At 74.3% G+C, this 26,995-nt stretch carries 27 protein-coding genes and 1 riboswitch; of the genes, 25 read left to right on the top strand and 2 right to left on the bottom strand.

The window, feature by feature from the left end; translation table 11 throughout:
- Positions 1 to 111 precede the first annotated feature (111 nt).
- Entirely contained in the window at positions 112 to 1,854 is a 1,743-nt protein-coding gene (locus ACLQ20_RS22405; RefSeq protein ID WP_425857605.1) for a M28 family peptidase, read from the top strand.
- Positions 1,855 to 1,897: 43 nt separating this feature from the next.
- Here the strand turns inward: ACLQ20_RS22405 and ACLQ20_RS22400 are convergent, their stop codons facing one another.
- Complete coding sequence (locus ACLQ20_RS22400) at positions 1,898 to 2,788, bottom strand: septum formation family protein (RefSeq protein WP_425857603.1); 891 nt, start codon at positions 2,786 to 2,788, stop codon at positions 1,898 to 1,900.
- A 114-nt stretch (positions 2,789 to 2,902) separates the two neighbouring features.
- Entirely contained in the window at positions 2,903 to 3,790 is an 888-nt protein-coding gene (locus ACLQ20_RS22395; protein WP_425857602.1) for a septum formation family protein, read from the bottom strand.
- A gap of 246 nt (positions 3,791 to 4,036) precedes the next feature.
- Here ACLQ20_RS22395 and rpe point away from each other — a divergent pair, with 246 nt between their 5' ends.
- From rpe to ACLQ20_RS22275, 24 genes are all read left to right on the top strand, one after another.
- Positions 4,037 to 4,717 carry a ribulose-phosphate 3-epimerase gene (gene rpe / locus ACLQ20_RS22390; protein ID WP_132240180.1) on the top strand — a complete coding sequence of 227 codons (681 nt, stop codon included), beginning with the start codon at positions 4,037 to 4,039 and terminating at the stop codon, positions 4,715 to 4,717.
- A gap of 1 nt (position 4,718) precedes the next feature.
- A complete protein-coding gene (locus ACLQ20_RS22385) occupies positions 4,719 to 5,675 on the top strand; it encodes a GGDEF domain-containing response regulator (RefSeq protein ID WP_121395205.1) in 957 nt (318 codons plus the stop codon).
- Between the two features lie 81 nt (positions 5,676 to 5,756).
- A riboswitch (FMN riboswitch) is annotated at positions 5,757 to 5,930 on the top strand.
- Positions 5,931 to 6,090: 160 nt separating this feature from the next.
- Positions 6,091 to 7,152: a bifunctional diaminohydroxyphosphoribosylaminopyrimidine deaminase/5-amino-6-(5-phosphoribosylamino)uracil reductase RibD gene (gene ribD, locus ACLQ20_RS22380; protein WP_151454088.1), complete on the top strand. Its 1,062-nt coding sequence runs from the start codon at positions 6,091 to 6,093 to the stop codon at positions 7,150 to 7,152.
- A gap of 1 nt (position 7,153) precedes the next feature.
- Positions 7,154 to 7,834 (top strand): riboflavin synthase, encoded by a 681-nt coding sequence (locus tag ACLQ20_RS22375; protein WP_151454087.1) that lies wholly within the window; start codon positions 7,154 to 7,156, stop codon positions 7,832 to 7,834.
- On the top strand, positions 7,834 to 8,532 hold the full coding sequence (pnuC, locus tag ACLQ20_RS22370; protein WP_151454086.1) for a nicotinamide riboside transporter PnuC: 699 nt from the start codon (positions 7,834 to 7,836) through the stop codon (positions 8,530 to 8,532). Before ACLQ20_RS22375 ends, pnuC begins: the two co-directional genes overlap by 1 nt.
- 67 nt (positions 8,533 to 8,599) lie before the next feature.
- On the top strand, positions 8,600 to 9,865 hold the full coding sequence (locus ACLQ20_RS22365; protein WP_151454085.1) for a bifunctional 3,4-dihydroxy-2-butanone-4-phosphate synthase/GTP cyclohydrolase II: 1,266 nt from the start codon (positions 8,600 to 8,602) through the stop codon (positions 9,863 to 9,865).
- 2 nt (positions 9,866 to 9,867) lie between these two features.
- Positions 9,868 to 10,365, top strand: coding sequence for a 6,7-dimethyl-8-ribityllumazine synthase (gene ribH / locus ACLQ20_RS22360; RefSeq protein ID WP_151454084.1), 498 nt, complete (start codon positions 9,868 to 9,870; stop codon positions 10,363 to 10,365).
- 106 nt (positions 10,366 to 10,471) lie between these two features.
- On the top strand, positions 10,472 to 10,735 hold the full coding sequence (locus ACLQ20_RS22355; RefSeq protein ID WP_088947482.1) for a phosphoribosyl-ATP diphosphatase: 264 nt from the start codon (positions 10,472 to 10,474) through the stop codon (positions 10,733 to 10,735).
- Positions 10,736 to 10,780: 45 nt separating this feature from the next.
- Entirely contained in the window at positions 10,781 to 11,626 is an 846-nt protein-coding gene (gene hisG, locus ACLQ20_RS22350; RefSeq protein WP_151454083.1) for an ATP phosphoribosyltransferase, read from the top strand.
- The gene (locus ACLQ20_RS22345) at positions 11,623 to 12,672 is read left to right on the top strand and encodes a DMT family transporter (protein WP_425857600.1); all 1,050 of its coding nucleotides are present in this window, start codon (positions 11,623 to 11,625) and stop codon (positions 12,670 to 12,672) included. Before hisG ends, ACLQ20_RS22345 begins: the two co-directional genes overlap by 4 nt.
- Positions 12,669 to 13,142 (top strand): PH domain-containing protein, encoded by a 474-nt coding sequence (locus ACLQ20_RS22340; protein ID WP_132240188.1) that lies wholly within the window; start codon positions 12,669 to 12,671, stop codon positions 13,140 to 13,142. The genes ACLQ20_RS22345 and ACLQ20_RS22340 overlap by 4 nt, the downstream gene beginning before the upstream one ends.
- Positions 13,143 to 13,478: 336 nt before the next feature.
- Positions 13,479 to 14,102 carry a translation initiation factor IF-3 gene (gene infC / locus ACLQ20_RS22335; protein ID WP_327027774.1) on the top strand — a complete coding sequence of 208 codons (624 nt, stop codon included), beginning with the start codon at positions 13,479 to 13,481 and terminating at the stop codon, positions 14,100 to 14,102.
- A 19-nt stretch (positions 14,103 to 14,121) separates the two neighbouring features.
- Positions 14,122 to 14,316 (top strand): 50S ribosomal protein L35, encoded by a 195-nt coding sequence (gene rpmI, locus ACLQ20_RS22330; RefSeq protein WP_007458415.1) that lies wholly within the window; start codon positions 14,122 to 14,124, stop codon positions 14,314 to 14,316.
- A 31-nt stretch (positions 14,317 to 14,347) separates the two neighbouring features.
- Positions 14,348 to 14,740, top strand: coding sequence for a 50S ribosomal protein L20 (gene rplT / locus ACLQ20_RS22325; RefSeq protein WP_030335718.1), 393 nt, complete (start codon positions 14,348 to 14,350; stop codon positions 14,738 to 14,740).
- A gap of 32 nt (positions 14,741 to 14,772) precedes the next feature.
- Positions 14,773 to 15,618 (top strand): TrmH family RNA methyltransferase, encoded by an 846-nt coding sequence (locus ACLQ20_RS22320; protein WP_151454080.1) that lies wholly within the window; start codon positions 14,773 to 14,775, stop codon positions 15,616 to 15,618.
- Between the two features lie 210 nt (positions 15,619 to 15,828).
- The gene (gene pheS, locus ACLQ20_RS22315; RefSeq protein ID WP_132240216.1) at positions 15,829 to 16,908 is read left to right on the top strand and encodes a phenylalanine--tRNA ligase subunit alpha; all 1,080 of its coding nucleotides are present in this window, start codon (positions 15,829 to 15,831) and stop codon (positions 16,906 to 16,908) included.
- A 39-nt stretch (positions 16,909 to 16,947) separates the two neighbouring features.
- Entirely contained in the window at positions 16,948 to 19,494 is a 2,547-nt protein-coding gene (gene pheT, locus ACLQ20_RS22310) for a phenylalanine--tRNA ligase subunit beta (protein ID WP_151454079.1), read from the top strand.
- A 175-nt stretch (positions 19,495 to 19,669) separates the two neighbouring features.
- Positions 19,670 to 20,671, top strand: coding sequence for an N-acetyl-gamma-glutamyl-phosphate reductase (argC, locus tag ACLQ20_RS22305; RefSeq protein WP_425857598.1), 1,002 nt, complete (start codon positions 19,670 to 19,672; stop codon positions 20,669 to 20,671).
- 31 nt (positions 20,672 to 20,702) lie between these two features.
- The gene (gene argJ, locus ACLQ20_RS22300; RefSeq protein ID WP_151454077.1) at positions 20,703 to 21,875 is read left to right on the top strand and encodes a bifunctional glutamate N-acetyltransferase/amino-acid acetyltransferase ArgJ; all 1,173 of its coding nucleotides are present in this window, start codon (positions 20,703 to 20,705) and stop codon (positions 21,873 to 21,875) included.
- Positions 21,872 to 22,876, top strand: coding sequence for an acetylglutamate kinase (argB, locus tag ACLQ20_RS22295; protein WP_425857596.1), 1,005 nt, complete (start codon positions 21,872 to 21,874; stop codon positions 22,874 to 22,876). Before argJ ends, argB begins: the two co-directional genes overlap by 4 nt.
- Positions 22,873 to 24,303 carry an acetylornithine transaminase gene (locus tag ACLQ20_RS22290; protein ID WP_425857594.1) on the top strand — a complete coding sequence of 477 codons (1,431 nt, stop codon included), beginning with the start codon at positions 22,873 to 22,875 and terminating at the stop codon, positions 24,301 to 24,303. The genes argB and ACLQ20_RS22290 overlap by 4 nt, the downstream gene beginning before the upstream one ends.
- Positions 24,300 to 25,277, top strand: a complete 978-nt coding sequence (gene argF, locus ACLQ20_RS22285) for an ornithine carbamoyltransferase (RefSeq protein ID WP_311414715.1) — start codon at positions 24,300 to 24,302, stop codon at positions 25,275 to 25,277. Before ACLQ20_RS22290 ends, argF begins: the two co-directional genes overlap by 4 nt.
- The gene (locus ACLQ20_RS22280) at positions 25,274 to 25,789 is read left to right on the top strand and encodes an arginine repressor (RefSeq protein WP_358120895.1); all 516 of its coding nucleotides are present in this window, start codon (positions 25,274 to 25,276) and stop codon (positions 25,787 to 25,789) included. The genes argF and ACLQ20_RS22280 overlap by 4 nt, the downstream gene beginning before the upstream one ends.
- Positions 25,786 to 26,991 (top strand): argininosuccinate synthase, encoded by a 1,206-nt coding sequence (locus tag ACLQ20_RS22275; RefSeq protein WP_327027786.1) that lies wholly within the window; start codon positions 25,786 to 25,788, stop codon positions 26,989 to 26,991. The genes ACLQ20_RS22280 and ACLQ20_RS22275 overlap by 4 nt, the downstream gene beginning before the upstream one ends.
- Positions 26,992 to 26,995: the final 4 nt, after the last annotated feature.

Raw genomic sequence — 26,995 nt, 5'->3', positions numbered from 1 at the left:
CCGGGGCCGTCGTGCGCACGGCGCGCCGGCGGCCGGGATCGCCGTCCCTCCACTGTCTCCCCAAACTGCGCTCCGAGGTGGCATCATGTCGTCACCTATCGAGGAGCGTCCATGAAACGAAGCATCCTGACCGCTGGCCTCGCGCTCGCCGTCGCCGCCGGCGGCGTGGCGACGCTGACCGTGGCGCCGGCGGCGGCGGCCCCGTCCGCCGGCGTGCTCGCGCCCGCCGCGCAGGCCCTGGCGGCGCCGGACATCGCGGTGGCCAACGTCCAGGCCCACCTCACGCAGTTCCAGACCATCGCCACCCAGAACGGCGGCAACCGGCGGGCCGGGTCCGCCGGCTACACGGCCTCCGTCGCGTACGTCAAGACGAAGCTCCAGGCCGCCGGTTACACGGTCACCGAGCAGGTCTGCACCGACTGCACGTACCGGTCGAACAACCTGATCGCCGAGTGGCCGGGCGGACCCGCCGACCAGGTCGTCATGTTCGGCTCGCACCTCGACGGCGTCTCCGCCGGCCCGGGCATCAACGACAACGCCACCGGCTCGTCCGCGCTGCTGGAGAACGCGCTGGTGCTGGCCCGGCAGAACCCGACGATGACCAAGCGGGTCCGGTTCGCCTGGTGGACCGACGAGGAGCAGGGCCTCAACGGCTCGGACTTCTACGTCCGCTCGCTGAGCGCCACCCAGCGGGGCTACATCAAGGGCTACTACAACTTCGACATGATCGGCTCCACCAACGGCGGCTACTTCATCAACCGGATCACCTCCGCCACAGCCGCCCCGCTGAAGGCGTACTGGGACTCGCTGAACATCCAGCCCGAGGAGAACGTCGAGGGCCAGGGACGCTCCGACGACTACCCGTTCGCGCAGGCCGGCATCCAGACCTCCGGGTACGCCGCGGGCGCCAGCGCCCGGAAGACCTCGGCGCAGGCCACCAAGTGGGGCGGCACGTCCGGCTCGGCGTACGACCCGTGCTACCACCGGTCCTGCGACACCACCTCGAACGTCAGCGCCACGGTCCTCAACCGCAGCGCCGACGGGATCGCCTACGCCATCTGGCAGCTCGCCGTGGGCTCGGCGACCAACGACTTCTCCGTCGCGGTGAGCCCGACGTCGGGCTCGGTGCAGCGGGGCGCGTCGACCACGGCGACGGTCTCCACGGCCACCACCGCCGGCACGGCCCAGACGGTGGGCCTGTCGGCGACCGGCCTGCCGGCGGGCGTCACCGCCTCGTTCAGCCCGTCGTCGGTCACCTCCGGCGGCTCCGCGACCCTGACCCTCAGCGCGTCGGCCTCGGCGACGCTGGGCACCTACACCGTCACGGTCACCGGCGCGGGCTCCGGGGGCGTCTCGCGCTCGGCCAGCTACACGCTGACCGTCGGCGGCAGCGGCGGGTGCTCCGGCGGCCAGCTCATCGGCAACGGCGGGTTCGAGAGCGGGTCGTCGCCGTGGACGGCGTCGTCCGGCGTGATCACCAACGACACCCGCCAGCCGGCGCGGACGGGCTCGTACAAGGCGTGGCTGCTGGGCTACGGCTCGACGCGGACCGAGACGCTGTCGCAGTCGGTGACCATCCCGGCGGGCTGTGCGAGCTACACGCTGTCGTTCTGGCTGCACGTCGACACGGCGGAGACGACGACGAGCACCGCGTACGACCGGTTGGTGGTGCAGGCGGGTTCGACGACGCTGGCGACGTACTCGAACCTGAACGCGGCGGCGGGCTACACGCAGCGGTCGTTCAACGTGGCCGGGTTCGCGGGCCAGACGGTGACGCTGAAGTTCACCGGCACGGAGGACGCCTCGTTGCAGACCAGCTTCGTCGTCGACGACGTGACGCTCCAGGCCAGCTGACACACCACAGGGTCGGGGCGGTCGGCCACGCTGACCGCCCCGCTCAGGTGACCGGCAGGCCCTTCGTGCCGGCGCCCTTCACCGACCGGGTGAGGTTGCGGTCGCTGACCCACAGGAAGCACTGCACGCCGCGGTTGCCGTTGCGCCACTCCCGCTCGAACGGGTGGTAGTAGATCGAGCCGGCCCGGTACTGCAGGTCGCCGTTGTCCGGCACCTTCGCGTACTTCGCGATCAGCGTCCGGCACGCCCGGTGCACCTTCCGGGTGTCCCGGCCGAAGTCGTCGTAGCTGGTGTCGGGGGCCTGCCACACCCCGACGAACTCGGCGCGGTGCTTGCTGGTGCAGGCGACCGGCACCATCTCCCGCACCTCGTCGGCCCGCGTCCTCGGGTTGAAGCAGCGGTGGGCGAGCGGGGCGGCGCCGGTCAGCGCGCCCTTCAGGCTGCCCGTGCGGGCCTTCGCGCCGGCCTCGTCGAGGCTGGTCTGCTCGCTCAGGTCGCAGCGGAACCAGCGGGCGCCGCCGCCCCACGCCTGCGGCGACGGCAGCACCACGCTCAGCCCGAGCCGGCCCGAGCGCCAGTCGCCGCCGACCATCCGGTTGACCTTCGCGTCGCACTCGGCGCGGGCGGCGCGCATGCCGGCCGAGCCGGCCGGCGGGGGCGTGACCCGGTCGGCTCCCGCCCCGGTCAGCGTGCCGACGTGCACGGTCTCCGTGCGGTGCGACACGGCGCAGTCGACGGGGTGGTAGGCGGTGAGGTAGCCGACGTCCTGCACGCCGGCGTGGCAGACCCCGGCGGCGGGCACGAACGCCTGCGGCGCGGCGGGCGCCGGCCAGTCGTCGGTCAGGTCACGGTCGGTGCCGGCCGGGGTGCCGCAACCGGCGAGCGCCAGGGCCGCCACCGCGCCCACCGTGGCCGCCGTCCACCACCGTCGCATCCCGACCTCCCGCCGTTCGTGGGCCGCACCCCGGCGGCGGCGGCCAGCGCGACGGTCCCGCCGGCGCGGAGGCGGCCGGACACGCCACGGTGCGGCAGCATACGGCACCCCCGCTCAGCTCGCGGGCAACCCTTGCGGGCCGGCGCCCCGCATGGAGCGGGTCAGCTTCCGGTCGTCGCTCCACAGGAAACACCGCACGCCCCGGTCGCCCTCCTGCCACTCCCGCTGGGACGGGGGATAGAAGATCGAGCCCGCCCGGTACGGCAGGTCGCTGTTGACGGGCACCTCGGCGAAGGCGGCGATGAGCGCCATGCAGCGCGTGTGCGCCTGCTGGTGGGACCGGCCGAACTCGGCCCAGGTCATGTCCCGCTCCAGGTAGACGCCGACGAACTCGGCGCGGTGCGGCTCGGTGCACAGCACCGGGGCCATGTAGTTCAGGTTGTCGCCGATCAGCTTGGGGTCGAAGCAGCGGTGCAGCAGCGGGGAGTCGCCGATCATCGCCCCCCGCAGGCTGCCCGTGCGGTTCACCGGCCGGGTGTTGTCGATGCTGCCGGTCTCGCTCAGGTCGCAGCGGAACCAGCGGGCGCCCGCGCGCCACGCGGGGGCGGAGGGCAGCGCGACGGTGAGGGCGATGCGGGCGGCGTGCCAGTCGCCGCCGAGCACCTCGCGGGCGCGCTGGTCGCACTCGGCGCGGGCGGGCCGCAGGGTCGCGGATCCCGGTTCGGGTCGGTCGCCGTCGGCGGTCGGCCCGGCGAACCTGTCCACGTGCACGGTCTCGGCCAGGTGGTTGCGGGAGCAGTCCACCGCCTCGTAGGTGCGGGCCTGCACGACGGCGGTGATCCGGGGCAGGCAGGCGTCGGTGGCCGGCACGAACAGCTGCGGCGCCCGCAGGGCCGGCCAGTCGTCGGTGAGGTCGCCGTCGGAGCCGCCCGGTCGTACGCAGCCGGACAGCAGGACCGTCAGCGTGCCGGCCAGCGCCAGCGCCGCGAGCCACCGTCGCATCGTCCGCCCTTTCCGGGAGCTGACGCGTCGACCGCCGCCGGGCACCGCGCGGGCGTGCGGCTCACGTCACCGTCCCTGATGGAGTCTCGCCGCGTTTCCGTCGTCCGGCCAGTCACGGATGGTCCTTCGTCCGGTTTCGCCGAGCCGGGAGGACCAATTCTGCACCACTGGTCACCGCCGGGTCACCGGGTGTCCCGTTGGTGGCGTGCTGCGGGCGGCCGTCGGCCACGTTCGTACACTGGCCCGGTGACCGTACCGCCGCCGATCGTCGCGCCCAGCATCCTCGCCGCCGATTTCGCCCGCCTCGCCGAGGAGGTCCGCGCCGTCGAGAACGCCGCGGACTGGCTGCACGTGGATGTCATGGACAACCACTTCGTGCCCAACCTGACCATCGGGCTGCCCGTGGTGCAGAGCCTGCGGGCCGCCACCGAGCTGCCCTTCGACGTGCACCTGATGATCGAGGACCCGCGCCGCTGGGCGCCCGGCTACGCCGACGCCGGGGCGTACAACGTCACCTTCCACGCCGAGGCGTGCGACGACCCGGTGGCCCTGGCCAAGGACCTGCGCTCGGCGGGGGCCAAGGCCGGGCTGGCGATCGACCGGGACACCCCGATCGAGCCGTACCTGGAGCTGTTGCCGAGCTTCGACACGCTGCTGATCATGACCATCAAGGCCGGCTTCGGCGGGCAGCGGTTCATCCCGCAGCTGCTGGACAAGGTGCGTACGGCCCGCCGGCACGTCGACGCCGGCCACCTCGAACTGCGCATCGAGGTCGACGGCGGCATCGCCGCCGACACCATCGCCCAGGCGGCCGAGGCGGGGGCCGACGCGTTCGTCGCCGGCACCGCCGTCTACGGCGCCGACGACCCCGCCGAGGCCATCCGGAAGCTGCGGGCACTCGCGGAACACGCCGCCCCCGGGGCCTGACGTGGAACCGGCCGGCGACCGTCCGGACGTCATCCTCGTCGTCGACGACGACGAGGACATCGCGCGTTTCGTCGCGTTCAACCTCCGGCTGCACGGCTTCGAGGTGATCCACGCCAGCGACGGGCAGGAGGCGCTCGAGGTGATCGAGCGCCAGCGACCCGACCTGGCGGTGGTCGACCTGATGATGCCGCGCATCGACGGGTTGGAACTGACCCGGCGGCTGCGCGCCGACCCGATGACCTCGGCCCTGCCGGTGATCATGCTGACCGCCAAGGGCATGACGGTGGACAAGGTGCACGGGCTCAGCGCCGGTGCCGACGACTACCTGGTCAAGCCCTTCGACACCGCCGAACTGGTCGCCCGGGTCAGCTCCACGCTGCGCCGCAACAAGGAGTTCCGCGAGGTCTCGCCGCTGACCGGGCTGCCCGGCAACAGCCGGATCCGCCGGGAGATCTCCGACCGCGTCCGCAGCGGGGTCGACTACGCCGTCGGCTACATCGACATCGACCGGTTCAAGAGCGTCAACGACCGGTACGGCTTCGTCCGCGGCGACGACTTCATCTCGGCCCTGGCCCGCAGCCTGCACCGGGCGGTGGTCTCGGTCGGGCTGCCGCCGGCCTTCCTGGGGCACGTCGGCGGGGACGACTTCGTCATCGTCTGCGCCCCGGAGCAGGTCCGCCCGCTCACCTCCCGGGTCTCCGCTGACTTCGAGAAGGCCGCCGACTCGCTCTACGACCCGGTCGACGCCGCGCGCGGCTACGTGGAGCTGAAGGACCGCCGGGGCAACATCCGGCGGGCCGCCCTGGTCACCCTGTCGATCGGCGTGTCCCTCTCCGACTCCGGCAAGCGGTTCACCGACCCGCTGGAGGCGATCGCGGTCGCCTCGGAGATGAAGACGGTGGCCAAGAGCCAACCCGGCTCGTACGTGGCGGTGGACCGCCGGCGCGGGGTTACCTGATTCGTGCGCTGTTGCTGTGAAGTACCACGCCCGGGTGGCACGACCCCCCGTCCGGCGTGTAACACTTCCCGTGTACCCACCACGCGCTGGCGGGACTCGGTGTAATTCCGAACCGGCGGTGATCCACGGTGTGACCGTGGTAAGCCCGCGACCCGGTCGGCCTCGTGCCGCCCGGTGGACCTGGTGAGAATCCGGGGCCGACGGTTGGGAGCGGGAAACCCCGCCCCCAGACAGTCCGGATGGGAGACAGCGCGCGGGACGGACGGGCCCTGCCCGGCCGCTGAGTTCAGCGTGCCGTGCGCGCCCCCCGGGGCGGCCCCGCCGTACCCGGATCTCCGCCGCCGCACGCTCGCGGCCCCATGCCGTTGCCTCCCGTGTCCGCCCGCGCGTCGACCGGCGAGTGAGAGGGCAGGGCATGGCCGGCGTCTCCGTAGACGAGGCGATGCGTCGCGCGGTGGAACTCGCCGCGCGCGGTCTCGGCACGACCAGCCCCAACCCGGTGGTCGGCTGCGTGCTGCTCGACGCCGACGGGCAGGTGGTCGGCGAGGGATTCCACGCCTACGCCGGCGGGCCGCACGCCGAGATCGTCGCGCTCGCCCAGGCGGGGGAGCGGGCCCGTGGCGGCACCGCCGTGGTCACCCTGGAACCCTGCGACCACACCGGCCGCACCGGCCCCTGCAGCACCGCGCTGGTGCGCGCCGGAGTCGCCCGGGTCGTCATCGCCGTGCCCGACCCCAACCCGCTCGCCACCGGGGGCGCCGCCACGTTGCGCGCCGCCGGGATCCAGGTCGACACGGGGGTACGCGAGGCCGAGGCCGAGGCCGGCAACATCGCCTGGCTGACCTCGATGCGCCGGGGCTGGCCGTACGTGATCTGGAAGTTCGCCGCGACGGTGGACGGCCGGTCGGCGGCGGCCGACGGCACCAGCATGTGGATCACCTCCGAGGCCGCCCGGATGGACGTGCACGCACTACGCGGCACCGTCGACGCGGTGCTCGCCGGGGTCGGCACGGTGCTCGCCGACGACCCCCGGCTCACCGCCCGCAACCTGCGCGACGGCACGCTGGCCATCCGGCAGCCGCTGCGGGTCGTGGTGGACACCGAGGGTCGTACGCCAGCCGACGCCCGCGTCCGCGACGGCGCGGCGCGCACGTGGATCGCCACCGCGGCGGAGGTCGGCACCGGGCCCGACGGCCGGGTCGACCTGCCGGCGCTGCTCGCCGCGCTGCACGGGCGGGGAATCCGCGCCGTGCTGCTGGAGGGCGGCCCGAAGCTGGCCGGCGCCTTCCTGGCCGCCGGCCTGGTCGACAAGATCGTCGGCTACGTCGCGCCCCGGCTGCTCGGCGCCGGCCCGACCGCCCTGGTCGACGCGGGTGTGAACACCATCGCCGAGGCCATCGACCTGGAGTTCGTCGACGTCACGCAGGTCGGACCCGACCTGCGGATCACCGCGCTGCCCCGAAAGAGGGAGGGCTGACATGTTCACCGGCATCGTCGAGGAGTTGGGTGAGGTCGTCCGGATCACCGAGACGGCGGGTGACTCGGCGCTGGTCGCGGTCCGCGGCCCGCTGGTCACCTCCGACGCCCGGCACGGCGACTCGATCGCGGTCAACGGCGTCTGCCTGACCGTGGTCGACGTCACCGACGGGACGTTCACCGCGGACGTGATGGGGGAGACGCTGCGCCGCTCCGCGCTGGGCGCGCTGCGCGCCGGCGACCCGGTCAACCTGGAGCGGGCCGCCGCGCTGGGCAGCCGCCTCGGCGGGCACCTCGTGCAGGGGCACGTCGACGGCGTCGGCGAGGTGATCGCCCGCGAGCCGGCCGCGCAGTGGGAGACGGTCCGGTTCCGGCTGCCCGCCGCCCTGGCCCGGTACGTGGTGGAGAAGGGCTCGATCACGGTCGACGGCGTCTCGCTGACCGTCGCCGACGTCGGCCCGGACTGGTTCGCGGTCGGCCTGATCCCGACCACGCTGAAGCTGACCACCCTCGGCGCCCGGGGCGTCGGCGACCCGGTCAACCTCGAGGTGGACGTGCTCGCCAAGTACGTCGAGCGGCTGCTCGGCGCCCGGCTGGCCGGTCCCGCCCTGCCGGACGCCGGCCCGCCCGGCGGGCCGCCGGTCACCGGCCTGCCGGATGCTGCGCCGGGCGAGGCGGCCTGATGGGCCCGCTCGGGTGGCTGCTCGACGCGCAGGTCGACATCGCCGGGTCGCCGGTGCTGGTCCGGGAGATCGTCGGCAACGGGTTCGGGCTGGCCTCGGCGGTGTTCGGCCTGCGCCGGCTGGTCTGGGCCTGGCCCGTCGGCATGATCGGCAACGCGCTGCTGTTCACCGTCTTCCTGGGCGGCGTCTTCGCCACCCCGCAGGCGCACGACCTCTACGGGCAGGCGGGCCGGCAGGTCTTCTTCTTCTCGGTCAGCGTCTACGGCTGGTGGCGCTGGTCGCGCAACCGCCGCCAGGGCGGCGACGGCGACGGTGCCGCGGTGGCGCCCCGCTGGGCCACCGGCCGGGAACGGCTCGGCCTGCTGCTCGCGGCCGGGATCGGCACCGCCGCGGCGTACCCGCTGCTCGCCGCACTCGGCTCCTGGGGGCCGCTGCCGGACGCCTGGATCCTCACCGGCAGCCTGCTCGCCACCTACGGCATGGCCCGCGGCTGGGTGGACTTCTGGCTCATCTGGATCGCCGTCGACGCGGTCGGCGTGCCGCTGCTGCTGCGCGGCGGGTTCTACCCATCGGCCGCCATGTACCTCGTCTACGGCGCCTTCTGCGCCTGGGGCCTGGTCGCCTGGTGGCGCACCTCGCGGGCCGCCCGCCCGGCGCCCGCCCCGATCCCGTCGACCTACTCGGAGGCCGTGGCATGAGCGAGCGAACCATCAGGCGTGGTGCGGTGGCGCCTCAGGGCGGCACGCGGCGCAGCGGGGTGTCGGCATGAGCACCTTCGCGAGCATCGAGCAGGCGGTGGCGGACATCGCCGCCGGTCGGCCCGTCGTCGTGGTCGACGACGCCGACCGGGAGAACGAGGGCGACCTGATCTTCGCCGCCGAGCTGGCGACGCCGGAGCTGCTCGCCTTCATGGTGCGCCACACGTCCGGCTACATCTGCGCCCCGCTGACCGAGAGCGAGTGCGACCGGCTGGACCTGCCGCCGCAGCACCACACCAACCAGGACCGGCGCGGCACCGCCTACACGGTGACCGTGGACGCCCGGGAGGGCGTCAGCACCGGCATCTCCGCCGCCGACCGGGCGCACACGATCCGGCTGCTCGCCGACCCCGGCACCGGCCCGGCCGACCTGGCCCGCCCCGGGCACGTGGTGCCGCTGCGGGCCCGCGAGGGCGGCGTGCTGCGCCGGCCCGGCCACACCGAGGCGGCGGTCGACCTGACCCGGCTGGCCGGGCTGCGCCCCGCCGGCGTGCTCTGCGAGCTGGTCAACGACGACGGCACCATGATGCGGGTGCCGGACCTGGAGAAGTTCTGCGCCGAGCACTCCCTGACGCTGGTCACCATCGCCGACCTGGTCGCGTACCGGCGGCGGACCGAGAAGCAGGTCGAGCGGGTCGCCGATGCCCGGATGCCCACCCGGCACGGCGTGTTCCGGGCCCTGGGCTACCGCAGCGAGCACGACTCGGCCGAGCACGTCGCCCTGGTCACGGGCGAGATCGGCGACGGGCGCGACGTGCTGGTGCGGGTGCACTCCGAGTGCCTCACCGGGGACGTGTTCGGCTCGGTGCGCTGCGACTGCGGCCCGCAGCTCGACGCCGCCCTGGACCGGGTCGCCCGGGAGGGGCGGGGCGTGGTGCTCTACGTACGCGGCCACGAGGGGCGCGGCATCGGCCTGCTGCACAAGCTCCAGGCGTACCAGCTCCAGGACCAGGGCCGGGACACGGTCGACGCCAACCTCGACCTGGGCCTGCCGGCCGACGCCCGCGACTACGGCACCGGCGCGCAGATCCTCTACGACATCGGGGTGCGCTCGATGCGGCTGCTCACCAACAACCCGGCCAAGCGCGCCGGGCTGGAGGGCTACGGGCTGACCGTCACCGGCCGCGAGGGGCTGCCGGTGCGCCCGCACCCTGAGAACGTGCGCTACCTGCGCACCAAGCGGGACCGGATGGGGCACCTGCTGGACGAGCTGGACGAGGTGACCGAGGCCCCGATGGGCCGCCCGGTCCTCGGCGACGAGATCGGAGCGTAGGCATGGCGGGTTTCGGTGAACCGGGCGTGACGGCGGTGGACGCCGCCGGGATGACCGTCGGCGTGGTCGCGGCGCGCTGGCACGGCGAGCTGACCGACCACATGCTCGACCGGGCGGTCGCCGCCGCCGAGGCGTGCGGGGCCCGGGCGGTCACCGCCCGGGTGGCCGGCTCGGTCGAGCTGCCCGTGGTGGCCCAGGCCCTCGCGCGGCGCTGCGACGTGGTGGTCGCGCTCGGCGTGGTGGTCCGCGGTGCCACCGCCCACTTCGACTACGTCTGCCGCTCGGTCACCGACGGGCTGACCCGGGTGGCGCTGGACGAGGGCAAGCCGGTCGCGCACGGCGTCCTGACCGTCGACACCCTCGCGCAGGCCCGGGACCGGGCCGGGCTGCCCGACTCGGCGGAGGACAAGGGCTGGTCGGCCACCGTCGCCGCCCTCGACGCCGCCCTGGCCATCCGCGCCCTCGCCAGCAACGGCCAGCGGGTCGGCTTCGGCGGCTGACCCCCGACCGACCGGGACCGCGCCGACGCCGTGCCGCGTTCCCGGTCGGTGAGCGGGGCCTGACCCGGCGCACCGGGGCCGTCGGGGCGGCTGGAAGAATCGCGGCGTGAAGACGTTCGAGGAGTTGTTCGCCGAGCTGCAGGCCAAGGCCGCTGCGGGCACCCCCGGCTCGGGCACGGTCGCCGCGCTCGAGAAGGGCGTGCACTTCATCGGCAAGAAGGTCGTCGAGGAGGCGGCCGAGTCGTGGATGGCCGCCGAGCACGAGGGGCCGGAACGCACCGCCGAGGAGATCTCCCAGCTGCTCTACCAGGTCCAGGTGCTGATGCTGGCCAGCGGACTCGACCTGAAGGACGTCTACCGACATCTGTGAGTGCGCCCCGTCGTTGATCAGTTTCGATCGAAGGAGCACTCCGTCATGCTGCGTGTCGCCATTCCGAACAAGGGCGCCCTGGCCGAGAAGGCCGCCCAGATGCTGCGCGAGGCGGGCTACCGCCAGCGCACCGACCCGAAGGACCTGGTCTGCCGGGACGAGCCCAACGACGTCGAATTCTTCTACCTGCGCCCGAAGGACATCGCCACCTACGTCGGCTCCGGCGACCTCGACGTCGGGATCACCGGCCGGGACCTGCTGATCGACTCCGGCGCGCCGGCCGAGGAGGTCATGGATCTCGACTTCGGCCGGGCCACCTTCCGCTTCGCCGCCCGCCCGGAGGACGTCGACGACGTGCGGGAGCTGGGCGGGCACCGGATCGCCACCGCGTACCCGGGGCTCGTGGAGCGGCACCTCGCGGAGCTGGGCGTCAAGGCCGAGGTGACCCGCCTCGACGGCGCGGTGGAGAACGCCATCCGGCTCGGCGTCGCCGACGTGGTCGCCGACGTGGTCGAGACCGGCACCACGCTGCGCCAGGCCGGCCTCGTGGTCTTCGGCGAGCCGCTGCTGCGCTCGTCGGCGGTGCTGGTCCGCCGCGCCGACGTCGAGGCCCACCCGCAGGCCGCGCAGCTGCTGCGCCGGCTGCACGGGGTGCTGGTCGCCCGCCGCTACGTGATGCTCGCCTACGACGTGCCGGCCGGCCTGCTCGACCGGGCCAGCTCGCTGACCCCGGGCATCGAGTCGCCGACCGTCTCCCCGCTGCACCGCGAGGGCTGGGTGGCGGTGCAGGCGATGGTGCTCCGCGACGACGTGCACCGGATCATGGACGAGCTGTACGAGCTCGGGGCCCGCGCGATCCTGGTCACCAACATCCACGCCTGCCGGCTGTGAGCCGTTCGCCCACGGCGGCGGGTGCCCCGGCGCCGTCCCCGGTGTCGCGGGCCCTGCCGCCGTGGGTGGCGCTGACCCTGGTCACCCTCGCCGGCGTCGCCTCGGCGGCCCAGGGCGCGGCCAACGCCGAGCTGGGCGAGCGGGCCGGCAACGCGACCTTGGGCGCGGTGGTCAACAACCTCGGCGGGGCGCTGCTGGTCGGCCTCGGGGTCCTGGCGCTGCCCTCGGCGCGCACCGGCCTGGCCGCGCTGCGCCGGGCCCGATTGCCCTGGTGGACGTACCTGGGCGGGCTCGGCGGCGCGGGCATCGTGCTGGCCGGCGCGTACATCGTCCCGGTGCTCGGGGTGGCGCTCTTCACCATCGCCCAGGTCGCCGGCGGCAGCCTCGGCGGGCTGGCCGTCGACCGGGCCGGGCTGGCGCCGGTGGGGCGGCTGGCGCTCACCCCGCCCCGGGTGGCCGGTGCGCTGCTCGGCGTGACCGCCGTGACGCTGGCCCAGCTCGGCCAGCCCGTCGGCGACCTCGCCCTCGGCCTGGTCCTGCTCGCCGTGGCCGGCGGGCTCGGTGTCGCGCTCCAGTCCGCGCTGAACGCGCGGGTCTCCGCCGCCAGTTCGGCCGCCGCCGGGATGGTGGTCAACTTCGCCACGGCCACGCCCGTCGTGCTGCTGGTCGCGGCGCTGGCCGGCGCCCTCACCGGGCCGGGCCCGACCTGGCCGGACGACTGGTACCTCTACACCGGCGGCCTGCTCGGCGTCGTCATCGTGGCGGCCCTGCTGGTCGGCGTCCCGGCGGTCGGTGTGCTGCGCACCGGGCTCGCCCTGGTCGCCGGCCAGCTGGGCGGCGCCCTGCTGCTGGACGCGCTGCTGCCGGGCGGCCCCGGCCTGCGGCTGCCGGTGCTGGCCGGCGCGCTGCTCACCCTGGCGGCCGCCCTGGTCGCCGGCCGAGGGGGCGGCCGGCGGGGTCCGGGTCCCGGGGAAAGCGCCCGGGCGGGGGCGGAACGTGTGGCGGCGCGGGAACGGCCGGGACCGGGTGGCAGACTGGTGGGGTGAGCGAAATCGAGTCCGTCCACCTGCGCCCGCGCCGCATCCGAGTGGTCTGCTGGGCCTGCGCGGCTGTGCTGTTCGTGGTGTTCAGCCTGCTGGCCACCTCGTTGAGCGGCGCGACGGGCAACGGCTACGGGAGCTTCCAGCGGGGCGACCAGATCGCGATGGTCGGGCTCGGCGTCCTCGGTGCGCTCGCCGTCCTGATCTTCACCCGTCCCCGGGTCGACGCGAACGCGTCGGGGGTGCGCGTGCGCAACCTCGTCGGCTCGTACGAGCTGCCGTGGGAGGTCGTCCGGGGGGTCCGCTTCGACCGGGGCGCGCCCTGGGCCAGCCTGGAGCTGCACGACGACGACCTGCTGCCGATGGTCGCCCTCCAGGCCGCCGACAAGGAGCGGGCCGTCGAGGGGGTCCGCGCCCTGCGCCGGCTGCACCAGGCGCACCAGGCCCGGCTCACCGAGGGCGCCGCCGGCCGCTGACCCGGGCGCCCGGTTGGGAGGGTGTCCGGGCGAGGGTGTAGTGTTACCAAGTCGACCAGGCTGTCTTCGTGTGTGCGCATCGCGCCCGTGCGTGCAGCCTTGAAAGAGGAGCGCCTGCTCCCACCCGAGTCGCCACCACGGTGGCCGGGTCCGGTCACCGGTTCCGGGCACGTCCCGGCACCGGATGCGCGATCATGTGATCGTGCCGACCGGTCGAGCGGGCCCTGGCATGCGCCGGGGCCTTCTGCTTTCCGGGCCGGCTCCCACCCGGGAGCCGCGAGGGTCGGCCACGTAGAGATTCCGACTCGAGGAGGCCCCATCAGCGTCGAACCACGCGTGAACGAGCAGATCCGGGCACGTGAGGTCCGACTGGTCGGCCCCGAGGGTGAGCAGGTGGGCATCGTCCCGCTGGAGCGCGCCCTTCAGCTGGCCGCGGACGTCGACCTGGACCTGGTCGAGGTTGCGCCGATGGCGCGCCCGCCGGTGTGCAAGCTCATGGACTTCGGCAAGTTCAAGTACGAGAGCGCACTGAAGGCGCGCGAAGCGCGGCGTAACCAGCAGCAGACCGTCATCAAGGAGATGAAGCTCCGCCCGAAGATCGACCCGCACGACTACGAGACCAAGAAGGGTCACGTGGTGCGGTTCCTCAAGGCGGGCGACAAGGTCAAGGTGACGATCATGTTCCGCGGTCGCGAGCAGAGCCGCCCGGAGCTGGGTTACCGGCTCCTGCGCCGGCTCGAGTCGGAGATCTCGGAGCTGGGGTACGTCGAGGCCGCTCCGAAGCAGGACGGTCGAAACATGATCATGGTGCTCGCGCCGCACCGCGCCACCAAGGCCGCCGCGGTCGCCGCCACGGCCACCCGGGGCGGGCCGAGGGAACGGGACGCCGAGGGCGCCCCGGTCGACGAGCCCGCAGCGGCCGGTGACACCGGCACCGTCGCCGACAACAGCGGCGAGTAACAGGGGAGAGACGTTCCACATGCCGAAGATGAAGAGCCACACGGGAATGGGCAAGCGGGTCAAGGTGACCGGCAAGGGCAAGATCGTTGCCCAGCAGGCCGGCCTCCGGCACAACCTGGAGAAGAAGCCCTCCACCCAGACCCGTCGGCTGACCGGCACCGTGGTGCTGGCCAAGGCCGACGTCAAGCGCATCAAGAAGCTGCTCGGCCGCTGACGCGCGCCACCTTACGTAATTAGGAGTTGAGATGGCACGCGTCAAGCGGGCTGTGAACGCCCAGAAGAAGCGTCGTACCCTGCTGGAGACCGCGAGCGGCTACCGCGGTCAGCGCTCCCGCCTCTACCGCAAGGCCAAGGAGCAGGTGCTGCACTCGATGCAGTACGCCTACCGGGACCGTCGCGACCGCAAGGGCGACTTCCGGCAGCTGTGGATCCAGCGGATCAACGCGGGCGCCCGCGCCAACGGGATGACCTACAACCGCCTGATCCAGGGCCTGCGCCTGGCCGGCATCGAGGTCGACCGCAAGATCCTGGCCGACCTGGCCGTCAACGACGCCGCCGCCTTCGCGGCGATCGTCGAGCTGGCCCGGGCCGCGGTCGCGGCCGAGGGCACCGGCGGCGCGGCGGCCCAGGCCGCCTGATCCCCGCGCACCAGCAGATCGAGGCGTCTCCCATGCAGTCACCATCGCGCGGGAGACGCCTCGACGCTGTCTCCGGCCCCTTCACCCCGCGTACCCCCAGGGTCGTCGCCGCCCGCCGGTTGCAGCGCCGCCGGGACCGCGAGGCCGCCGGCCGCTTCCTGGCCGAGGGGCCGCAGGCGGTCCGCGAGGCCCTGGCTTGCCCGGGGGTGGTCACCGAACTCTTCGGTACGCCCGCAGCCCTGGACCGGCACGCCGACCTGGCTGCCGTCGCGGCCCGTGCCGACGTGCCCGTCTCCGAGGCGACCGACGAGGCGCTCGCCGCGCTGGCCGAGACCGTCGCCCCGCAGGGCCTCGTCGCCGTCTGCCGCCACCTCGACGTGCCGCTGGAGCGGGCCTTGGCCGACGGGCCCCGCCTGGTGGCCGTGCTCGCCGGGATCCGCGACCCGGGCAACGCCGGCACCGTGCTGCGCACCGCCGACGCCGCGGGCGCCGGTGCGGTGGTCTTCGCCGGCGAGGCCGTCGACCCGTACAACGGCAAGTGCGTGCGGGCCTCGGCCGGCAGCCTCTTCCACGTCGACGTGGTCCGCGCGCCCGACCCGGTGGACGTCGTCGCGGCGTTGCGCGCCGCCGGGCTCACCGTGCTCGCCACCACCGGCTACGGCGAGGACGACCTCGACGACCTCGCCGACGACGGGCGGCTCGCCGCCCCCACCGCCTGGCTCTTCGGCGCGGAGGCGCACGGCCTGCCCGAGGCGCTCACCGCCGCCGCCGACGCCCGGGTCCGGGTGCCCCTGCACGGGCGCGCCGAGAGCCTGAACCTGGCTGCGGCCGCCGCCGTCTGCCTGTACGCTTCGGCGAGAGCACAGCGGCGGTCGTGACCCGACCGTCGAGTCAGATCGCAGGGGAGACCGTCCGCCCATGAACGCGCCACGGCGTTCGTTTAGCCAGCCCGCCGGTGTCGGCGGGCGGCGGGCCTGACCTGCTCTCCGCACAACTCCCACCGGCGGGCTGCGGCACAGCCGCGCGTCCGTAGACTCGCTTCGCCGCCCGTGAGGGCTGGCGCCGCCGTGAGGGAGTGCCCGTACGCCATGAGCTACCGCAACGATCCGTACGACCCGAAGCAGGTCGCCCTGCTCGACCCGGCCGCCCTGGCCGAGGCCGTCGCCGCCGCCGAGAAGGCGTTCGCCGAGGCCGGTGACCCGGACGCGCTGACCGCGCTTCGCCCGGCGCACCTCGGCGACCGGTCCCCGGTCTCGCTGGCCCGCCGCGAGATCGGCGCGCTGCCGCCGGCCGCCAAGTCCGACGCCGGCAAGCGGGTCAACGAGGCCCGCCGCGCCATCGACGCCGCGTACGCGGCCCGCCAGGAGGTCCTGGACCGGGAGCAGGCGCAACGGGTGCTGGTGGAGGAGCGCGTCGACGTGACGCTGCCCCACGACCGGCGGCCCCGGGGCGCCCGGCACCCGATCAGCACCCTGATGGAGCAGGTCAGCGACCTGTTCGTCGGCATGGGCTACGAGGTGGCCGAGGGGCCCGAGGTCGAGCTGGAGTGGACCAACTTCGACGCCCTGAACATCCCCGCCGACCACCCGGCGCGCGGCCTGATGGACACCTTCCACGTCGCGCCGCCGGAGGGCACGGAGGGCTCCGGCCTCGTCCTGCGTACGCACACCTCGCCGGTGCAGGCGCGCACCATGCTGACCCGCAAGCCGCCGATCTACGTGATCGTGCCGGGCCGGGTCTACCGCACGGACGAGCTGGACGCCACCCACGCGCCGGTCTTCCACCAGGTGGAGGGGCTCGTGGTGGACCGGGGCATCACCATGGCGCACCTGCGTGGCACCCTGGACCACTTCGCCCGGGCGATGTTCGGCGAGGGCGCGAAGACCCGCTTCCGGCCGCACTACTTCCCGTTCACCGAGCCGTCGGCCGAGTTCGACGTCTGGTTCCCCGAGCACCGCGACGGCCCGCGCTGGGTCGAGTGGGGCGGTTGCGGCATGGTCAACCCGCGGGTGCTGCGCGCCTGCGGCATCGACCCCGAGGTCTACTCCGGATTCGCGTTCGGCATGGGCATCGACCGGACGGTGATGTTCCGGCACGGGGTCAGCGACATGCGGGACATGGCCGAGGGCGACGTGCGGTTCACCCGCGCGTTCGGGACCGGGGCGTAGGCGATGCGGGTACGAGTCATGGAGACGGTGGTCTGAGTCATGCGAGTTTCTGTCAGTTGGCTGCGGGAGTACGTCGACCTCCCGGCCGACCTGCCCGCCGGCGACCTGGAGCAGGCCCTGGTCGGCCTGGGCATCGAGGTCGAGTCCGTGGTGGACCTGCGGGAGACCGTCACCGGTGCGCTGGTGGTCGGTGAGGTCCGCGAGATCGAGGAGCTGACCGGCTTCAAGAAGCCGATCCGGTTCTGCCGGGTCGACGTCGGCGACGCCAACGGCACCGGCGAGCCGCAGGAGATCGTCTGCGGGGCGCGCAACTTCGCCCCCGGCGACCGGGTGGTGGTGATCCTCCCCGGCGGCGTGCTGCCCGGCGGCTTCGCCATCGGCGCGCGCAAGACGTACGGGCGCAACTCCCACGGCATGATCTGCTCCGCGCGGGAGCTGGGCCTGGGCGACGACCACGACGGCATCGTCGTGCTGCCCGCGGACACCCCGGCCAAGCCGGGCGACGACGCGCGGCCCGTGGTCGGCCTCGACGACGTCGTGGTCGACCTGGAGATCACCCCCGACCGGGGGTACGCGATGAGCGTCCGCGGCCTGGCCCGGGAGCTGTCGCACGCCCTCGGCGTGCCGTTCCGCGACCCGGGCCTGGCGCCCGCGCCCGGCGGCACCGTCGAGCCGGCCTACCCGGTCGAGGTGCGCGACACCGTCGGCTGCGACCGGTTCGCCGCCCGCCTCGTGCGCGGCGTCGACCCGACGGCGCCGACCCCCGACTGGATGCAGCGGCGGCTCACCGTCGCCGGCATCCGCAGCATCTCGCTGCCGGTCGACATCACCAACTACGTGATGCTCGAACTGGGCCAGCCGATGCACGCCTTCGACGCCGACCGGATCGCCGGGCCGCTGGTGGTCCGCCGCGCCGAGGCGGGGGAGAAGCTGACCACCCTGGACGGGGTCACCCGCGCCCTCGCGCCCGAGGACATGGTCATCTGCGATGAGACCGGCCCGATCTCACTGGCCGCAGTGATGGGTGGCGAGACCAGCGAGGTCGTCGCCGGGACGACGAACGTGCTCTTCGAGGCCGCCCACTGGGACCCGGTGATGGTCGGGCGCACTGCCCGCCGGCACAAGCTGTTCAGCGAGGCGGCGAAGCGGTGGGAGCGGGGCGTCGACCCGGCCCTGCCGCTGGTGGCCATCGCGCGGGCGGTCCGGCTGCTCACCGAGCACGCGGGCGGCGCGGCCGGTGACGAGATCCTCGACATCGACCACGTCCGGCCGCGTACCCCGGTCGTCCTGCCGGCCGACCTGCCGAGCCAGCGGATCGGCGTGAGCTACCCGCCCGCGCGGGTGGCCGCCCTGCTGGAGCAGGTCGGCTGCACGGTGGCCCGGGGCGCCGACCGGCTGGCCGAGGACCCGGGCGAGGTCGGCGTGGCCGCCGGCACCGGGGGCGCGCTCAGCGTCACCCCGCCGACCTGGCGGCCCGACCTGACCGACCCGGCCGACCTGGTCGAGGAGGTGGTCCGCCTCGACGGGTACGACCGGGTGCCGTCGGTGCTGCCGACCGCGCCGCCCGGCCGCGGCCTGACCTGGCAGCAGCGCCGCCGCCGGGCCGTGGCCCGGTCGCTCGCCGAGCGGGGGTACGTGGAGGTGCTCGCGCACCCGTTCGTCGCCCCCGGGCTGGCCGACCAGCTCGGCCTGCCGGCCGACGACCCGCGCCGGAGCGCGGTGCGACTGGCCAACCCGCTGTCGGAGGAGGAGCCGCTGCTGCGCACCACGCTGCTCGGCCCGCTGCTCGGCATCGCGAAGCGCAACCTCGGCCGGGGCCAGCGCGACCTCGCCCTCTACGAGATCGGCGCGGTGTTCCACCCGCGTCCCGACGCCGGCCGCCCGCCGGCGATGGGCGTGGACCGGCGACCCACCGACGAGGAGTTCGCCGCCGCCGACGCGGTGGTGCCCGACCAGCCCCGGCACGTCGCCGTCGTGCTGACCGGCGACGTGGAGCCGGCCGGCTGGTGGGGCGCGGGCCGCCCGGCCGGCTGGGCGGACGCCGTGGAGGCCGGCCGCGACGTGCTCGCCGCCGCCGACGTCCCGGCGGACCGGATCGAGGTCCGGGCCGCCGAGTACGCCCCCTGGCACCCCGGCCGCTGCGCCGAGCTGCTGGTCGACGGCACGGTGGTCGGGCACGCCGGCGAGCTGCACCCGGCTGTCGTGGCGGCGCTGGAGCTGCCCCGGCGGACCAGCGCCATGGAACTGGACCTGGACGCGCTGCCGGCCGCCCCGGTGGCGTCCGGGCCGGTCGTCTCGGGCTTCCCCCCGGCGCTGATCGACGTGGCGCTGGTGGTGGACGCCTCGGTGCCCGCGGCGCAGGTGCAGCAGGCCCTCGTCGAGGGCGCCGGTGGGCTGCTGGAGCAGGTGCGCCTGTTCGACGTGTACGCCTCGGAGCAGCTCGGTGAGGGGCGCAGGTCGCTGGCGTACAAGCTCACCTTCCGGGCCCCGGACCGGACGCTGACCGTGGAGGAGGCGGTGGCCGCCCGGGACGCGGCGGTCGCCCGCGCCGCGGAACGCTTCGGCGCCACCCTGCGCGGCGCCTGAGTGACGACGAGGGCTCCTTCCGCCGGCGCGGGAGGAGCCCTCGTCGTTTCCCGGCTCCACAGGTGGGTGGGAGCGTGATCGGGACCAGTCTCATTCCCATGCAGTCGACTGCATGAACTTGCAGACAGGTGTCGCCGCTTGCTAGCCTCCTCTGCATAGTCATGCGGAGGTGGGGATGGGTATCCGAGTCGCGGTCGCCGGGGCGAGCGGCTACGCCGGCGGCGAGCTGATCCGCCTGGTCGCCGGGCATCCGGAGTTCGATCTGGTCGCCGCCACCGCGCACAGCCAGGCCGGGCACCGGCTCGACGTCGTACACCCGCAGCTCGCCGGCCTGGACCTGGTCCTCGGCGAGACGGACGCGGCGACGCTGGCCGACGCGGACCTGGTCTTCCTGGCCCTGCCGCACGGACAGTCGGCGGCCCTGGCTGCCCAGCTGCCGCCCGAGGTCCGGGTCGTCGACCTGGGCGCCGACCACCGGCTCGCCGACCCCTACGCCTGGGCCAACTACTACGGCGGCACGCACGCCGGGCCGTGGACCTACGGCCTGCCCGAGCTGCCCGGCCAGCGAGAGCTGATCGCCGGCGCCACCCGGGTCGCCAACACCGGCTGCTACGCCGCCGCCATCATCCTGGCCCTCGCCCCGCTGGTCGCCGCCGGCGCCGCCTCCCCGGCCGACGTGGTGGTCGTCGCCGCCTCCGGCACCTCCGGCGCCGGCAAGGCGGCCAAGCCGCACCTGCTCGGCAGCGAGGTGATGGGCGACCTGTCGCCCTACCGCGTGGGCACCCACCAGCACGTCCCGGAGATCAAGCAGGCCACCGGCGCGACCGGCCTGTCGTTGACCCCGGTGCTCGCGCCGATGCCCCGGGGCATCCTCGCCACCGTGACGGCGGTGCCGGCCCGGGGCGTCGACCCGCGGGCGGTGCTCGCCGAGGCGTACGCGGACGCGCCCTTCGTGCACGTCCTGCCCGAGGGGGCCTGGCCGCACACCGCCGCCACCCTCGGCTCCAACTCCTGCCACCTGCAGGCCACGGTCGACGTCGACTCCCGCCGGATGATCGTGCTGAGCGCGCTGGACAACCTCGGCAAGGGCGCCGCCGGCCAGGCCGTGCAGAACGCCAACCTGATGTGCGGCCTGCCGGAGACGACGGGCCTGTCCACCTGGGGAGTCGCGCCGTGAGTTCCGTAGCCACGAACGAAGGACTGGTGCAGTGAGCGTCACGACTCCGCGGGGGTTCCGGGCGGCCGGGGTGGCCGCCGGGCTCAAGACCAGTGGCGCGAGCGACGTCGCGCTGGTCGTCAACGACGGCCCGGACGCCGGTGTCGCCGGCGTGTTCACCGCCAACCGGGTCAAGGCCGCGCCGGTGCTCTGGACGCAGCAGGTGGTGCGCGGCGGCGTCGCGCGCGCCGTGGTGCTCAACTCCGGTGGCGCCAACGCCTGCACGGGCCCGGCCGGCTTCCAGGACACCCACGCCACGGCCGAGCACACCGCCGCCGCGCTCACCGCCGCCAGCCCGCGGCTGATGCTGGGCGCCGCCGACGTGGCGGTCTGCTCGACCGGCCTGATCGGCGAGCGGCTGCCGATGGGCAAGCTGCTTCCCGGCGTACGCTCGGCGATCCGCCGGCTGGCGCGCGACGGCGGCCCGGCGGCGGCCGAGGCCATCATGACCACGGACACCCGGCCCAAGACCGCGGTGGCCCGGGGCAGCGGCTGGACGGTCGGCGGCATGGCCAAGGGCGCCGGCATGCTCGCCCCGGCGATGGCCACCATGCTCTGCGTGCTGACCACGGACGCGGTGGCCGGGCCCGAGGCCCTCGACGCCGCCCTGCGGGAGGCGTGCCGGGTCACCTTCGACCGGATCGACTCCGACGGCTGCATGTCGACAAACGACACGGTGCTGCTGCTGGCCAGCGGCGCGAGCGGCATCGCGCCGACCCCGGCCGAGCTGGCGGCGGCGGTCACGGCCGCCGCCCACGACCTGGCACAGCAGCTCATCGCCGACGCCGAGGGCGCCACCAAGCAGATCGCCATCGACGTGGTCGGCGCGGCCAGCGAGGACGACGCCGTCGAGGTGGGGCGCTCGGTGGCGCGCAACAACCTGGTCAAGACCGCGCTGTTCGGTAACGACCCGAACTGGGGCCGGATCCTCGCCGCCGTCGGCACCACCGCCGCCGCGTTCGAGCCCGACGGGGTCGACGTCGCCGTCAACGGCGTCTGGGTGTGCCGCTCCGGTGCCGCCGCCGAGGACCGGTCGAAGGTCGACCTGACCGGCCGGGACGTCACCATCCGCATCGACCTGCACGCCGGCGCCGCCGAGGCCACGATCTGGACCAACGACCTGTCCCATGCGTACGTGCACGAGAACTCGGCCTACTCGACATGAGCCTCTCCACCGACCTCGCCCGCGCCCAGGTCAAGGCGGCCACGCTGATCGAGGCGCTGCCCTGGCTGGCCCGCTTCTCCGGCTCGACCGTCGTGGTCAAGTACGGCGGCAACGCCATGGTCGACCCCGAGCTCCAGCGGGCCTTCGCCGCCGACATGGTCTTCCTGCGCTACGCCGGCCTCCGGCCGGTCGTGGTGCACGGGGGCGGCCCGCAGATCTCCGCCATGCTCGGCCGGCTGGGCATCGCCAGCGAGTTCCGGGGCGGCCTGCGGGTCACCACCCCGGAGGCGATGGACGTGGTCCGGATGGTTCTGGTCGGCCAGGTCGGCCGGGAACTCGTCGGCCTGATCAACGCCCACGGCCCGTTCGCGGTGGGCCTCTCCGGCGAGGACGCCGGCCTGTTCACCGCCGTGCGGCGGCCCGCGTACGTGGACGGGGAACCGGTCGACGTCGGGCAGGTCGGCGACGTCGAGTCGGTCGACGTCTCAGCGGTCACCGACCTGATCGGCGCCGGTCGCATCCCGGTGATCTCCACCGTGGCGCCCGACGCCGACGGGGTGCTGCACAACCTGAACGCCGACACCGCCGCCGCCGCGCTCGCCGTCGCCCTGGACGCCCGCAAGCTGGTGGTCCTCACCGACGTGCCGGGCCTCTACGCCGACTGGCCCGACACCGACAGCCTGATCAGCGAGATCACCGTCGACGAACTGGCGGCGCTGCTGCCGTCGCTGTCCAGCGGCATGGTCCCGAAGATGGAGGCGTGCCTACGGGCGGTGCGGCAGGGCGTGCCGGCCGCGCACGTCGTGGACGGCCGCGTCGCCCACTCCACGCTGCTGGAGGTCTTCACCTCGGAAGGATTCGGAACCATGGTCGTGAGCGCGAGGAGTGCGGGAGCGGAGCGACCAAGCCCCGCAGTCGCGAACGAAGAGGACGCCGTCAGCGCGCGGAGCGGGCCTGTCAGCTCCGCCGCCGCCAACCAGGAAGGCACGATCGCCGGATGAGCACGCTCGTCGAGCGCTGGGCACAGTCCATGATGGACAACTACGGCACGCCGCCGCTCGCCCTCGTCGCAGGCTCCGGCGCCGTCGTGGTCGACGACGCCGGCCGGGAGTACGTCGACCTCGTCGGCGGCATCGCGGTCAACGCCCTCGGCCACGCCCACCCGGCCGTGGTGGCCGCCGTGTCGAAGCAGGTCGCCACCCTCGGGCACGTCTCGAACCTCTACATCGCCGAACCGCCGGTGGCCCTCGCCGAGCTGCTGCTGGCCCTGGCCGGGCGGCCGGGACGGGTCTTCTTCGCCAACTCGGGCGCGGAGGCCAACGAGGCGGCGTTCAAGCTCTCCCGGCTGACGGGCCGCTCGCACGTGGTCGCCACCCGGGGCGGCTTCCACGGCCGGACGATGGGCGCGCTCGCCCTCACCGGCCAGCCGGCCAAGGCCGACCCGTTCCGCCCGCTGCCCGGCGAGGTGACCCACGTCGACTACGGCGACGTGGCGGCCCTGGAGGCGGCTGTCACCGACGCCACCGCGATGGTGATCCTGGAGCCGATCCAGGGGGAGAACGGCGTGGTGGTCCCGCCGGCCGGCTACCTGGCCGCTGCACGCCGGATCACCGCCCGGCACGGCGCGCTGCTGGTGCTCGACGAGGTGCAGACCGGTGTCGGGCGTACCGGGCACTGGTTCGCGCACCAGGCCGACGGGATCGAGCCCGACGTGGTGACCCTTGCCAAGGGCCTCGGCGGCGGGCTGCCCATCGGCGCCTGCCTGGCCTTCGGTCGGGCCGCCGAATTGCTGGCCCCCGGCTCGCACGGCACCACCTTCGGCGGCAACCCGGTGAGCTGCGCCGCCGCCCTCGCGGTGGTGTCGACCATCGCCAGCGAGGGGCTGCTCGACCACGTCAAGCGGGTCGGCGAGCGGCTGCGCCGGGGGATCGAGGCGCTGGGCCACCCGCTGGTCGACGGCGTACGCGGCGCGGGCCTGCTGCTCGGCGTGGTGCTCGCCGCGCCCGTCTCGAAGGTGCTCGCCGAGGCGCTGCGCGAGGCCGGCTTCCTGGTCAACCCGGTGCAGCCCGGCGTGGTACGGCTCGCCCCGCCGCTGATCCTCACCGTCGCCCAGACCGACGACTTCCTGGCCGCCCTCCCGGCCGCCCTCGACGCGGCGTCCCCGGCCGCCGCCGGCACGGTCCCGGCCCCTGTCTCTGCCCCTGCCCCTGCGGCCTCCGTCCCTGCCGCCGCCTCCGTCCCGGCGGCTGCCGGCGCATCCCCGGTGGCTGCAGGCGCATCCTCGGCCGCCGTCGCCGCCCGCGCCGCCGACTCTGCACCAGATCTTGGTGAGAAACGGCCCCTCCAGGGGCCGGAACCTACCAAGATCTCGACGCCGCCCACCGCGCCCACCGTGGCGATGTCGAGTACGACGGAGGCGGGGGCGTGATCCGGCACTTCCTGCGGGACGACGACCTGAGCCCCGCCGAGCAGTCGGCCGTGCTCGATCTGGCGGCGCGGATGAAGGCCGACCGGTTCGGTCACCGGCCGCTGGCCGGGCCCCGGTCGGTGGCGGTGCTGTTCGACAAGCAGAGCCTGCGTACCCGGTTCTCGTTCGACGTGGGCATCGCCGAGCTGGGTGGACATCCCCTCGTGGTGGACACCCAGGTCACCCACTTCGGGCGGGGCGAGACGCTGGCCGACGCCGGCCGGGTGCTGTCCCGCTACGTGGCGGCGATCGTGCTGCGTACCCACGGCGACGACCGGATCGCCGAGGTGGCCGACGGCGCCAGCGTGCCGGTGGTCAACGCGCTCACCGACGGCTTCCATCCCTGCCAGCTCCTGGCCGACCTGCTCACCGTCCGCGAGCACTGCGGCGGCACCGCCGGGCGGACGCTGGCGTACGTCGGCGACGCGGCGAACAACCTCGCCCACTCGTACCTGCTCGCCGGAGCGACCGCCGGCATGCACGTCCGGGTCGCCGGGCCGGCGGGCTTCGGCCCCGACCCGGAGGTGGTCGCCCGGGCCGCGAAGATCGCCGCCGGCACCGGGGGTTCGGTGCAGGCGCTGACCGATGCGGTGGCGGCGGTGGCCGGCGCCGACGTGGTCGCCACGGACACCTGGACGTCGATGGGGCAGGAGGACGACGGGCTGGACCGGATCACCCCGTTCCTGCCGTACCAGGTCAACGCCGCGCTGCTCGGGCACGCCGCGCCCGACGCCGTCGTGCTGCACTGCCTGCCCGCGCACCGGGGCGAGGAGATCACCGACGAGGTGCTCGACGGCCCGCAGAGCGTCGTGTTCGACCAGGCGGAGAATCGGCTGCACGCCCAGAAGGCGCTGCTGACGTTCCTCCTCGGGGCCGCGCCCGCCGCCCCGGACGCGGCGGCGCCGGGCGTCGCCGCGACCAGGGAGACACCATGACCGCCCCGCTGACCCGTGCCGCCCGGCACGCCCGCATCGTCGAGCTGATCCGCGAGAAGGCGATCCACTCGCAGACCGAGCTGGCCGACCTGCTCTCCGGCGACGGCATCCAGGTCACCCAGGCCACCCTTTCCCGGGACCTCAAGGAGTTGGGTGCGGTCACCGCGCGCGGCGGCGACGGGCGGGCCGTCTACCTCATCCCGGAGGACGGCCACCGGCCGCTGCGTGACGCCGAGGCGGCACCGGCCCGGCTGGTCCGGCTGCTGCGCGAGCTGCTCAACGGGGTCGACGCCAGCGGCAACATCGCCGTACTGCGCACCCCGCCGGGCGCAGCCCACTACCTTGCCAGCGCGTTGGACCGGGCGGGCCTGCCCGAGATCGTCGGCACCATCGCCGGCGACGACACCATCCTCGTCGTGGCCCGCGAGGCCGTCGGCGGGGCCGCACTCGGCGACAAGCTCGCCGGCTGGGCCCGCCGCGAAGAGAACGTCGAAGGGAACACCACACCATGACCGAGCGGGTTGTGCTCGCCTACTCCGGAGGGCTCGACACCTCCGTCGCCATCCCGTACCTGGCCGAGGAGACCGGCGCCGAGGTGATCGCCGTGGCGGTGGACGTCGGGCAGGGCGGCGAGGACCTCGACGCCATCCGGCAGCGCGCCCTGGACTGCGGCGCCGTGGAGTCGGAGGTGGTCGACGCCCGCGACGAGTTCGCCGCCGGGTACTGCCTGCCGGCCATCCGCGCGAACGCGCTCTACATGGACCGCTACCCGTTGGTCTCCGCGCTGTCCCGGCCGCTGATCGTCAAGCACCTGGTGGCCGCGGCCCGCAAGCACGGCGGCACCATCGTGTCGCACGGCTGCACCGGCAAGGGCAACGACCAGGTCCGTTTCGAGGTCGGCCTCGGCGCGCTCGCCCCCGACCTGAGGATCGTCGCGCCGGCCCGGGACTTCGCCTGGACCCGGGACAAGGCGATCGCCTTCGCCGAGGAGAAGGGGCTGCCGATCGACGTGTCGGCGAAGTCCCCGTACTCCGTCGACCAGAACCTGTGGGGCCGCGCCGTCGAGACGGGCTTCCTGGAGGACATCTGGAACGCGCCAGTCGAGGACCTCTACTCGTACACCTGCGACCCGGCGCAGGAACGCGACGCCGACGAGGTCGTGATCACCTTCGACGCCGGCGTGCCGGTGGCGATCGACGGCGAGACCGTCACCCCGTACCAGGCGATCCGGGAGCTCAACCGGCGCGCGGGCGCCCAGGGCGTCGGCCGGCTCGACATGGTCGAGGACCGCCTCGTCGGCATCAAGAGCCGCGAGGTGTACGAGGCGCCGGGCGCGATTGCGCTGATCACGGCCCACCAGGAGTTGGAGGCGGTGACCGTGGAGCGGGACCTGGCCCGGTTCAAGCGCGGCGTCGACCAGCGCTGGGGGGAGCTGGTCTACGACGGCCTCTGGTTCTCGCCGCTGAAGCGCGCGCTGGACGCGTTCATCGACGACGCGCAGCGGCACGTCACCGGCGAGGTACGGCTGACCCTGCACGGCGGCCGGGCCACCGTCACCGGACGCCGCTCCGAGGCCAGCCTCTACGACTTCGGCATGGCCACCTACGACACCGGCGACACCTTCGACCAGTCCCTGGCGAAGGGCTTCGTGCGGCTCTGGGGCCTGCCGAGCGAGATGGCCGCCGCACGGGACGCCCGGTTGGGCGGCTGCTGACCAT

It is taken from the genome of Micromonospora sp. DT46, assembly GCF_049841735.1.
GTDB lineage: Bacteria > Actinomycetota > Actinomycetes > Mycobacteriales > Micromonosporaceae > Micromonospora > Micromonospora reichwaldensis.
Note: the sequence above shows the minus strand (reverse complement) of the source record. Positions and strands in the feature narration are given on the sequence as shown.